This window comes from Nostoc sp. UHCC 0251, from assembly GCF_034932245.1.
Taxonomy (GTDB): Bacteria; Cyanobacteriota; Cyanobacteriia; order Cyanobacteriales; family Nostocaceae; genus Nostoc.
In genome coordinates this window covers 1-10,588 of the sequence record NZ_JAYGHD010000128.1, presented here as the reverse complement: position 1 = coordinate 10,588, position 10,588 = coordinate 1, and the positions used below count along the sequence as shown (strand labels likewise).

Here is a 10,588-nt window from a genome sequence, read left to right as displayed (position 1 = left end):
TGGGCATTGGGCATTGGGCATTGGGCATTGGGCATTGGGCATTGGGCATTGGTTAAAAATCAATAGTTATTCTTCCCCTGCTTCCCCTGCTCCCTCATCTCCCCACTCCCCACTCCCCACTCCCCCCTCCCAACTTAAAATACTCCATAAGCGGTAGATACTCATTGTGTTTGTCCTCAGCGGTTACGAGTACCTTCTAGGCTTCTTCATAGTCTGTAGCCTAGTCCCTGCCTTAGCGCTCTCAGCTTCCAAGCTCCTACGACCCAGTGGTTACAGCCCAGAACGTCGCACCACCTATGAATCTGGCATGGAACCCATCGGGGGAGCCTGGATTCAGTTCAACATCCGCTACTACATGTTTGCTTTGGTCTTCGTCGTCTTTGATGTGGAGACTGTATTCTTGTATCCTTGGGCGGTAGCCTTCCACCGTTTGGGGCTATTGGCTTTTATTGAAGCGCTAGTCTTTATTGCAATTCTTGTAGTCGCTTTAGTTTACGCATGGCGTAAAGGAGCTTTGGAATGGTCTTGAATTCTAACTTAACAACTCAGGACAAAGAGCGAATCATCAACCCGATTGAACGGACTACAATCACTCAAGACCTTTCAGAAAACGTCATTTTGACGACGGTTGATGACCTCTACGACTGGGCGCGGCTTTCTAGTCTGTGGCCGTTGCTGTTTGGCACGGCTTGCTGCTTTATTGAGTTTGCAGCTTTAATTGGTTCCCGATTTGACTTTGACCGTTTTGGACTAATTCCCCGTTCTAGCCCCCGCCAAGCCGATTTAATTATTACGGCAGGGACTATTACGATGAAGATGGCTCCCCAACTGGTGCGTCTTTATGAACAAATGCCAGAGCCGAAGTATGTAATTGCGATGGGTGCTTGTACAATTACTGGCGGGATGTTCAGCGTTGATTCCCCCACGGCAGTGCGCGGAGTCGATAAACTGATTCCTGTAGATGTGTACTTGCCTGGTTGTCCTCCCCGTCCAGAAGCAATTATTGACGCAATCATTAAGCTGCGAAAGAAAATCTCCAATGAATCGATGCAAGAGCGGGATAAAATTAAGCAAACCCACCGCTACTACAGCACGGCTCATAACCTGAAGCCGGTAGATGAAATCTTAACTGGTAAGTATTTGCAGTCAGAAACTCGCTATGCACCACCGAAGGAATTGACGGAAGCAATCGGTATGCCAATACCACCTGCACTGCTGACAGAAAAGGCGCAAAAGGAGGAACAAACCCGTGGCTGAAGAAGAATCTAAACCAGTACCAGCAGCGAAAGAAGAGGCATTGGTACAAGCGGGTAAAGTTTCCCAGTGGTTGACGGAAAATGGCTTTGACCATGAGTTTTTAGCACCAGACAAAAATGGTGTAGAGATAATTAAGGTAGCGGCAGATTTCTTGCTTCCTACTGCTACAGCCCTTTATGCCTACGGGTTTAATTATCTTCAGTGTCAAGGTGGTATTGACCTTGGTCCAGGACAAGAATTGGTGAGTATGTATCACTTGATTAAAGTCGGTGATAATAGCGATCGCCCCGAAGAAGTTCGAGTTAAAGTGTTCTTACCACGGGAAAATCCTGTAGTGCCTTCTGTGTACTGGATTTGGAAGACCGCAGATTGGCAAGAGCGCGAGTCTTACGATATGTTCGGTATTATTTACGAAGGACACCCAAATCTCAAGCGGATTTTGATGCCGGAAGATTGGGTAGGTTGGCCTTTGCGGAAGGATTACATCTCGCCTGATTTCTACGAGTTGCAAGATGCTTATTAGAGATTGCTGAATAGAGATGCGATGAATCGCGTCTGTACAAGATAGTGGTTTCGGCAGTGATTAACCCCTTTCCGGTGGCGGAGAGGGGTTATGTTTTTGGTGTTTCATGTCAAGTTGGTTGACAAAATTTGCTGTAATTCATAACTTGTAGGTATTTCAGCCTCACTTGCCTTGAGGATATTAATTAGGAATGAGGATTAAATAAGATCCATAATTACTGGATCTGCGGTACGGCTGTATAATTCCATTGCGGCAAATAATCGTCAAATACAATCTCCATCATCTACTTAAACTCCTCTGTGACTTTGCGACCGGTCTTGTATACGCCATCTAAAATCGTTGTAAACACCTGAAGCCCTATCTTGGTCTTAGCGTCCGCCGCCCTGACGGCGAATTTTGCTCATACTCATAGCCGCTTTATCGTCTAACTCCTCCATTCCCAGCCGAAGCGTATAATAATCACAACCAAACAGGTTACTGATATAACTTATTCCTCCCCATCCCAGTTTGATGGATTCTATCGCGGCATAGCGACGACGATCTTTCTCGTTTAAGGACGAATATAGTCGTTGCATTTGCTGCTCAATCTTGGATGAATACGGAGTCATAGAATCGAAGAATTCAATGGGCAGATTCAGCTTATTATTGCATGACCGATTTCTGGATCTTATTTAATCCTCATTCCTTAAGTGCAAAGGAGGAGTGCTTGTTAAACTTTGTGCTTTCGCCTGTTTGCGTAACTTTTAACCGACCACCAATATCCTGCCGTGAAACCTATTGCCTGAAATCAACAATAAAAGTACTTGACATTAACCTAGTACAAACTGCTATAGTAACTAGAGTAAGTTCGTTGGGGCGTAGCCAAGTGGTAAGGCAGCGGGTTTTGGTCCCGCCATCCCTAGGTTCGAATCCTAGCGCCCCAGTAAATCTAAAGACAGGCATAACAACCTGTCTCTTATGGTCTTTATTACACTTTTGAGATGCATCTAATTCTGTAAATGTTACTTCTCAGCTGATTTGAGAGCTTGATCAAGAGTCTGCCGAGCCTGTTCTGCTTTGGCTCGCGCTTCTTGATAACGCACATTAGCTTGGGCAAAGTTTTTGAGAACTTTAAAACCTTCCTTGAGCCGAGTAATTTCCTCTTCTGTCACTGACTCGTCGGTGAATAGAACATCAACCGCTTTGCGAATTTCCAATGCTTCAGAGCGTGATTCTTGAACTTTCAGCTTGAGTGTGGCCAAGTTACTCAGAACCTGGACAGCTTGTGTAATGGTATCTTCACCGCTAAGAGTATCAATAGTTGACTCTTTAACCTCAATTAATTGTTGAGGACCAAATCCTTCTTCTAGTTCGGTAGGTAACTTACCTGCATCCATCAGTTCCATCAACTGATCCATTGCTTTGTCACGGGCTTTGACTGAATCTTTTCCAGAAACAGTAAGGATAATTTCTGGACTTTGAGCGAGAGTGTACTGAACCATATTTGAGCAGAAAATTTGCTGTTTAACCAGGCTGAGGCAAAAATTATAACATGTTGCGTGTTAAGTAATTTGTGGGTTTATCAAGAAAGGCAGAGGGCAGAAGGTAGGAGGCAGAAGGAATACTGTTTTCTGCCCTCTGCCACGACCGGAGGGAGTAAGGGTTTAAGACCCCCACCACAATCTTTGATTTGGTGGCCCCAATTAAGGAGGGGTCTGAATCCCCTACGGAAATTGTCCCTTCTGCCCTCTGCCTCCTGCCTTCTTCAAGGTCTTGAGCTTCAAAGTATAGATTGGCAATGGCTTTGATATAGATGAACATGATTTCATGCTTTATCCCTGCCAAGTCGCTCAAAATAAAACTTTATACTTAAGAAAAGGGAAATAAGTTTCAACAGGAGGGGAGAGCAATGGCTCCCAGTCCCACCATCATGCAAGCTGTGGAAAAACTGGGCTACCGTGTCACTGTTGGTGATGTGGCAACCCAGGCAGGATTGAATGTCGCTGAAGCTAATCAAAGCTTGTTAGCCTTAGCATCTGATGCTGGCGGACATTTGCAGGTCGCGGATTCAGGTGATATAGTTTTCCTTTTTCCACCAAATTTTCGAGCAATTTTGCGTAATAAATACTTCCAGTTAAGATTGCAGGAATGGTGGAAAAAGGTCTGGAGTGTTCTGTTTTACCTGATTCGCATTTCTTTTGGAATTTTCTTAACTGTTTCCATCGTTCTGATAACTGTTACCATCTTCATGATCATTAATGCTGCCAATTCAGATCGTGACGGTGACAATCGGGGCAGTAATTTCGGGGGTGGGGGATTCTTCTACTTTCCAAATTTATTTTGGTATTTTAGCCCAAATTATGACACCCACTACCAGGAACGGCGACGTGGAAGCCGGGAAGAAAGCAATCTGAATTTCTTTGAAGCTGTGTTTTCGTTTTTGTTTGGCGATGGTAATCCTAACGCCAACTTAGAAGAACGTCGCTGGCAAGAAATTGCTACGGTGATTCGGAGTAACCGTGGTGCAGTGGTAGCAGAACAAATTGCTCCATATCTGGATAACATTGGCCAGGGATATACAAAAGAGTACGAAGATTATATGCTGCCCGTTCTGACGCGATTTAATGGGCAACCGTCGGTAAGTCCAGAAGGGCAAATTGTTTATTATTTTCCAGAGTTGCAGGTGAGTGCAGCTAAAAAGCGCCGTCATGCAATATCAGCTTACTTGGAGGAATTTCCCTGGCGTTTTAGTGCTGCAAGTTCCGGGCAAATTATGCTGAGTGCTGGGTTAGGTGTACTAAATTTTGTTCTTGCATTAGTACTGGGAAGTTTATTGAGAGATGGCACTATTGCGGTTCAATTAGGTGGATTGGTAGCTTTTGTTCAGGGAATTTATTGGCTACTATTGGCTTATGGAGCAGGTTTCTTAGGTATACCGTTATTGCGTTATTTCTGGATTCGGTGGCGTAATCGCAAAATAGGCGATCGCAACCGCGATCGCCTTTCCAGATCAAGGCTATTGGCAAGCCCTGATGCACCTTTACAACAAAAAATCGACTATGCCCAACAGTTTGCCACAGAAAAAGTCATTGGCAACGAAGATTTAGTGTATTCCAGCGAAACTGACTTACTCGATCAAGAAGTTGAGCGTTCTGCACAAATTGATGCTGAATGGCAACGGCGCTTGGAGCGTGGGAGTGGGGAATAGGGAGCAGGGGAGTAGGGGACAGGGGATAAGGGAAATAATCAATGCCCTATGCCCAATCCCTGATTACTTCGCCTGAATTGGTGTTAAAGCTACACCCTGATAATAATGCCCTAAAATTTGCAGATGGTTCACTCCTTGCCGAGCCAGATTGTACGCCCCCCATTGACTCATGCCCAAACCATGACCGAAGCCAAGCCCTTGCAGTACAAAACTACCATCGGCTCCCTTGGTGACGTTAAAGCGGGTACTTCTTAGCTTGAGGGCTGTCCTCACTTCTTCTCGCTGTAAAAGCTTTGTGCCCTTGTTACCGACAATTTTCAAGGCTTTAACACTGCGGAAAGGCGAGAAGGTTTCTGGAATCATCGCCGTCACACTGCCAAGTTCAGGGAATTTAGCGCTAATATCACTGGGCGAGAAGGTTTTTACCCAATTACACGCGCTGATATTTTGATCATAGTCTTGAACAGCCCGCAGGTACGGCAAGGCATTTCCCCAAACGTCTTCTACGTTTTCGGTGTGTCCTCCAGAACAAGCGTGGAAAACTGAGAGAATAATCTTGTTGTTATAAGTTAGTACTTGCCCTGCTGTTTCATCCACTGCTTTGTAAGTAGCAGGAGATTCACTGATTACACCTTTGTAAATTTGCCAGCGATCGGGGGTATTGCCTAAATCGTAAATGGGATTCTTCCGTTGTTTTTCTCGCTCGTAGAGGGCGTAGGTACGAGCTGCGATCGCTTGGGCTTTTAGTGCTTCTTGAGGCCAGCTAGCATTCATTTCGCCACCGAGAACGCTGTAGAGATACTCTTGATCATCAACCCAGTTAACAGCAGTTAAGCCTTTGTCTGTGGGAACAACCAGAGTTCTGCCTCTATACCAGCGATCGCCAATATAAACGAATCCTTTACCAGTTGGCTCAATCCAAAATAAACCAGACTGCCACTTATCTAAAGCAACTCCGCCAGGAATAGTTTGGGCATAATATGCACTCATCGCTGGTAACTGTCCCAGAGTCCGACCGGTACTATCCTTGATAATCCCAGTGGTGGAACTGCCCACTTTTACCTGATTAACGTCCCTCTCAATTGCCACGCGAAGAATTACAGACGCTTGAGCTGGGGCAACCAAAGCAATCCACAAGAGAACACTTACCCACCAATAACGTACTTTAGTCTGAGAAAATAAAAAGCCTAAGTAAAGTTGGAATTTCATGCTGGTCATCTAATCACACTAGTATCTAATTAACGCTTTAAACTATGGCGTCTACTACTTTAAGATGAGACACTTCTCCAACACAGGAGGTTGCCACCTCCTACTAATTATGTATGCATTTTGCTTTAGCTATAAGGTAGAAATCAGATGATCTTGAGACTTGTTCTTGGAAAAAGTGCCTACCTCTGGTATGCGCGATCGCATTTGGAAATCGCCCAAAAGAAAGAGGACACGGGCATACAGAGAGTTTCAAGAGCGTCAAGCATCACTCATATGTATATCCCTACCGCTTATCTACGAGACGCTGCGCTATCGCTTTTAGCATCTCCCTTTGGGAGAAGACTCCGACTTGCTCACCGCGTCTCTCACTCTTTGTATCTTCTTCGATCTGCTAGGATGCCAATGCCTTTTGAGAATTGCTCACTTCATTAGCGATAATTCCAATTAAATTCAACTTACTCAGAATTTCTGTTGCTTGAGTCAATTCAGTTTTAGTCACTTTTCCCATGCGCTCTACCATTACGATCCCATTGCAAAAAGCTGCCACAATCCTGGCATCAACTGTACCTAAAATAGGCGAAGTATCTATTATTACTAAGTCATACATTTGTTCAAACAACTCTATTAGTTCTTTCATCCGTTGAGAACTGAGCAACTTCACTGTGTCTTCTGGTTCAGGTCCAGCAGTCAAAATATCAATGCAGGGGTGAATAGGCTGGATGTAATCTTGAAAATGAGTAGTTGTCTCATCAACTAATAACAGAGATAGTCCCCATTCATTGGATAGTTCCAGGGTTTTGTGCAGGCTAGGATTATGTAAATTAGCATCAATCACTAAAACCCGTCGATGCATCCGAATAGCGCTAGCTACAAGCCCTAACACTAACGTTGTCTTTCCTTCCCCTGGTAGTGCTGAAGTCAACATCAACGACTTGAAGGGTAAGGGAAATTTTAATATTTGAATATTTTGGTAGATCATGTCCAGGGTTTCATGGACGGGTAATTTAGTACTAACTTCTACTACAGAGGAATCTGAGCTTCGCCGCCTATTCCAAGGCAGGCCCAGCCGCTGCTTTTTGACACCACGCAACTGTAGCTTTGGTACTGACCCCAGCACACGTAGGTTCGTCAGTTTCTTTATATCTCCGACACAATAAATAGCATCATTAAACTTTTCCAAAATTAGGGCTGCTAAGATACCTAAAATCGGCCCAATTACCGCTCCTCCCATCAAAATTAATAATCTGTTGCTTCCCATGTAAGTACCCAGAGTAGGTTCTGCCAAAACTTGCCAGTTATATCCTTCCTGAGCAATTTTCAGTCCTAATGACTGTTGCGCTTGGAGTAGTTGTTCAAGGGTTTTGCGACTAGTTTCTACCTTTGGCAGCAGACGGTTATACTCTGCTATTAAGCTTGGGTATTTGTTTAGCTCAGAGCGAAGTCGCTGTTCTGACTCGGCTAAATTCTTTTCATTAGCAGTTAGTCCTAAAACACTTGTCTGCACCAAAATTAACTCGTCTACTAGTTTTGGCTCGACCCCTACCATTTGCCCATTTAAGAGCGGTTCTCCTTTACTGCTAGTAGTAATAGCTTTCACCTCTTGTCGTAATAGCGACAGTTGGCTTTGACGTTGCTGTTTTAATTTCTGTACCGATGGGTAATCGTCTGTATAGCGCAACCGTTCCTTAGCTAACCCTAGTTCCGTCTTTTGAATTTCACTCAATAGCGTTTGGTAGCGGCTTGACTGATTTAAACGAGAAGAAATTAGTGCATTCTGTTGAGACGAGGCGGCTATTTGTTGCTCTAGATTATCGTAGCGAGCGTTTACATCTTGAAGGTGGGCACGAGTACTTTGTAGCTGTTTTTGAATATCGGCTAGAGATTCTAGCAGGATCTTACTTTGAACTTCAGGATCGAGTAATTTATGTTTCTTACGAAACTTTTCCAACTCTTTATCAGCTTTAATAACCTCTTTTTTTATCTCAGGTAGACGAGCATTTACAAAAGCCAGTCCTTGATTTAGACGTTCTTTGTGTTGCTCTTGGTTATAGTTTTGATAGACTTTCTGTAGAGCTTTAAGTACTCTTTGGGCTTTGATTGGATCATTATCATTGAAAGAAACTTTAAATAATTGACTAAAAACTTTATTAGCTCCTATCCCTCCCTCTTCTGGAGTCACTTCTAGAGGTGATTTTTTGTTCTGTTCTGTTTGACCATTGATATCCTCTAAGGTAATATCAGGATAATCAGAATGAAGTAAATCTACAGCTTTCTGAAGCAATTTAGAACTCAGCATGAGTTTCATCTGAGTAGTGGAATCAACAACTTGAGAATTAGAATCAGTAACCTGAGTATCTGCCCCTACTGGAATATTATTTAACTGTGTCCCTTCAGATAAATTGGAACTCACCAATATCTGCATGTTACTACGGTAAGTAGGTTTGGCAATGAAAGCTACGAGACTTGCAGCTGACATAACTACACAGGAAACCCCCAAAATCAGCAAACGTCGGCGAAGCAAAATAGTAGATAGTTGTCTGATGTCAACTGCGCTTTGTGCTGAAGTAGTAATTTGTTGGTCTTGATTCAGACTAGTCTTAGCCACTATCAAACTCCTCTAATATCGAAACACTATATTTATTGGGAAGATTCATGAGAAATGTGAATTTTCTTATACCTATAGCTGCAATAGCATACTTAATTATTCTTCCAACAATGACAAGCCCAGTTAGCACAATATTATGCCAACTGGTGCTTTCATGTTCATCAATTCACGCATATAAATTCTTAATCAGTGTTGGAAGAATAAATTTATAGTAAATATTTTGTTTAAGCAAGAAAAATCTTGACGAAAAATTAATTATTTTTCCTAAGTATTTAAGTAAAAAATTCTCTAATTTACAACATTACTATATTAATAAAGTGATTTTGATAACTTGTAATATAAGAAACATATTAGTAAGAATATATAAACTCTAATATTTGTAGATTCTTGATACACCTAGTGAACCGTAAATTATTGGTTAACTAGTTGACTTACTCCTCAAACTAAACTGCTGTCTGTTTGCTGGATATTATAAGTTAGACTACTAAACTCCAATGTAGAGCCTGGTTAATTTTAGATTAGAAAGGTTCAATATAAAATATTAAATCTAAAATCCAAAATTTAAACATTTACCTTGGTTAACTCTACTTCCCGCCGCCTAGGTACTTCATGAATCATGAAATCATAAGCCATGTCAGTACGAGGAAAAATAGCACGAGCTTCCTGAAGGAGATCCTTCAATTCTAAGGTATTGCCAGGAGCGTACCGGGGACTGAAATGACTCATAATCAGTCGATGTGCCCCAGCAGCTAAAGCTGTTTGCGCTGCCATTGTAGTTGTGGAATGCAAACGCTGAAAAGCCATGTCTGCATCTTGATGAGCAAAGGTTGCTTCGTGAATTAATACATCTGCATCATGAGCTAATTCCACTGCACCATCGCAGTAAATTGTATCTGTACAATAGGCAATTTTTCGACCAATTTCTGTAGGACCACATAACTGAGTGCCATCAATCACACGTCCGTCCGGAAGCGTCACTGTTTCACCGCGCTTAAGTTGACCATAAATCCGACCAGGAGGAATCTGCAACGCTTTAGCTTTTTCCACATCAAAGCGTCCCGATCGGTCTTTTTCGGCTACACGATACCCGAAAGCTGTAATGCGATGATGCAAATTACCGCAGCTAACGGTGAAGTCATCGTCTTCATAAATTACCCCTGGACGGATAGCATGGACTTTAATAGGGTAGGAAAAGTGTGTGTGAGAGTAACGTGAGGCAGATTGAATGTAATCATTTAATCCAGGCGGTCCATAGATATCAATTCGGTCCACATTGCCTGCCAAGCCGCAAGTAGCAAGAAGTCCCATCAAGCCAAAGATGTGATCACCGTGCATATGAGTAATAAAAATTCGCGAGAGTTGACTGATTTTCAGTTCACTCCGCATAATTTGATGCTGGGTGCCTTCGCCACAGTCGAATAACCATAGTTCCGCCCTTTGGGGTAATCTCAAGGCGACACTGGAAACATTGCGCGATCGCGTGGGTACACCGGAACTCGTGCCTAAAAATGTTATCTGCACAGTGTTCTTTAGCCTTCCTTTTGCTCAATTTGCTGCTCTGTTTTCTATAGTGACATGCTTAATGAGCAAAATGCTTTTGAGAGGAAATCGCTTTTTTAAACCCAACACCAAATAAAGATTACAGGACCTACCTAAAAATCTCTAAAAAGCTCAGTTTATCGAACCGCGAAGGCACTGTTACTAGATAATTATCCACACCCAATTGTATTTCTTTCTAGCCCAATGATTTTCAGCAAAAACAAAAGCCTCCTCAAAGTTATTTGAGAAGGCTTTTATTGAAAAATGA

9 protein-coding genes and 1 tRNA gene are annotated in these 10,588 nt (G+C 42.9%); 5 read left to right on the top strand and 5 right to left on the bottom strand.

All coding sequences use genetic code 11. From position 1 onward, the window contains the following. Window positions 1-166: 166 nt before the first annotated feature. Genes ndhC through VB740_RS14850 form a run of 3 tightly spaced genes read left to right on the top strand, consistent with a single transcriptional unit; the run spans window position 167 to window position 1,780 of the window. Entirely contained in the window at window positions 167-529 is a 363-nt protein-coding gene (gene ndhC / locus VB740_RS14860; protein WP_073644368.1) for a photosynthetic/respiratory NAD(P)H-quinone oxidoreductase subunit C, read from the top strand. Next, entirely contained in the window at window positions 520-1,257 is a 738-nt protein-coding gene (gene ndhK / locus VB740_RS14855) for a photosynthetic/respiratory NAD(P)H-quinone oxidoreductase subunit K (protein WP_323200755.1), read from the top strand. The genes ndhC and ndhK overlap by 10 nt, the downstream gene beginning before the upstream one ends. Next, entirely contained in the window at window positions 1,250-1,780 is a 531-nt protein-coding gene (locus VB740_RS14850) for an NAD(P)H-quinone oxidoreductase subunit J (RefSeq protein ID WP_323200754.1), read from the top strand. The genes ndhK and VB740_RS14850 overlap by 8 nt, the downstream gene beginning before the upstream one ends. Before the next feature lie 368 nt (window positions 1,781-2,148). Here the strand turns inward: VB740_RS14850 and VB740_RS14845 are convergent, their stop codons facing one another. Continuing rightward, window positions 2,149-2,388 (bottom strand): hypothetical protein, encoded by a 240-nt coding sequence (locus VB740_RS14845; RefSeq protein WP_323200753.1) that lies wholly within the window; start codon window positions 2,386-2,388, stop codon window positions 2,149-2,151. Window positions 2,389-2,631: 243 nt separating this feature from the next. On the opposite strand from VB740_RS14845, the gene VB740_RS14840 reads away from it, so the two are divergent. After that, a tRNA-Gln gene (locus tag VB740_RS14840) sits at window positions 2,632-2,703 on the top strand. A 78-nt stretch (window positions 2,704-2,781) separates the two neighbouring features. Here VB740_RS14840 and VB740_RS14835 read toward each other — a convergent pair. Further along, the gene (locus VB740_RS14835) at window positions 2,782-3,261 is read right to left on the bottom strand and encodes a hypothetical protein (protein ID WP_323200752.1); all 480 of its coding nucleotides are present in this window, start codon (window positions 3,259-3,261) and stop codon (window positions 2,782-2,784) included. Window positions 3,262-3,668: 407 nt separating this feature from the next. Here VB740_RS14835 and VB740_RS14830 point away from each other — a divergent pair, with 407 nt between their 5' ends. Then, on the top strand, window positions 3,669-4,967 hold the full coding sequence (locus VB740_RS14830) for a hypothetical protein (protein WP_323200751.1): 1,299 nt from the start codon (window positions 3,669-3,671) through the stop codon (window positions 4,965-4,967). A gap of 63 nt (window positions 4,968-5,030) precedes the next feature. Here VB740_RS14830 and VB740_RS14825 read toward each other — a convergent pair whose 3' ends face one another. The 3 genes from VB740_RS14825 to VB740_RS14815 all read right to left on the bottom strand — a co-directional run bounded on the left by VB740_RS14825 (window position 5,031) and on the right by VB740_RS14815 (window position 10,302). Further along, window positions 5,031-6,176: a SpoIID/LytB domain-containing protein gene (locus VB740_RS14825; protein WP_323200756.1), complete on the bottom strand. Its 1,146-nt coding sequence runs from the start codon at window positions 6,174-6,176 to the stop codon at window positions 5,031-5,033. Between the two features lie 391 nt (window positions 6,177-6,567). Next, on the bottom strand, window positions 6,568-8,781 hold the full coding sequence (locus VB740_RS14820) for a polysaccharide biosynthesis tyrosine autokinase (RefSeq protein ID WP_323200750.1): 2,214 nt from the start codon (window positions 8,779-8,781) through the stop codon (window positions 6,568-6,570). Window positions 8,782-9,342: 561 nt separating this feature from the next. After that, window positions 9,343-10,302 (bottom strand): ribonuclease Z, encoded by a 960-nt coding sequence (locus VB740_RS14815; protein ID WP_323200749.1) that lies wholly within the window; start codon window positions 10,300-10,302, stop codon window positions 9,343-9,345. Window positions 10,303-10,588 lie beyond the last annotated feature (286 nt).

Excerpts from the sequence above, each read along its gene's own strand:
- VB740_RS14845 (WP_323200753.1), bottom strand. The coding sequence starts at position 2,388 with ATGACTCCGTATTCATCCAAGATTGAGCAGCAAATGCAACGACTATAT.
- VB740_RS14825 (WP_323200756.1), bottom strand. The coding sequence starts at position 6,176 with ATGAAATTCCAACTTTACTTAGGCTTTTTATTTTCTCAGACTAAAGTA.
- ndhK (WP_323200755.1), top strand. The coding sequence starts at position 520 with ATGGTCTTGAATTCTAACTTAACAACTCAGGACAAAGAGCGAATCATC.
- VB740_RS14835 (WP_323200752.1), bottom strand. The coding sequence starts at position 3,261 with ATGGTTCAGTACACTCTCGCTCAAAGTCCAGAAATTATCCTTACTGTT.
- VB740_RS14830 (WP_323200751.1), top strand. The coding sequence starts at position 3,669 with ATGGCTCCCAGTCCCACCATCATGCAAGCTGTGGAAAAACTGGGCTAC.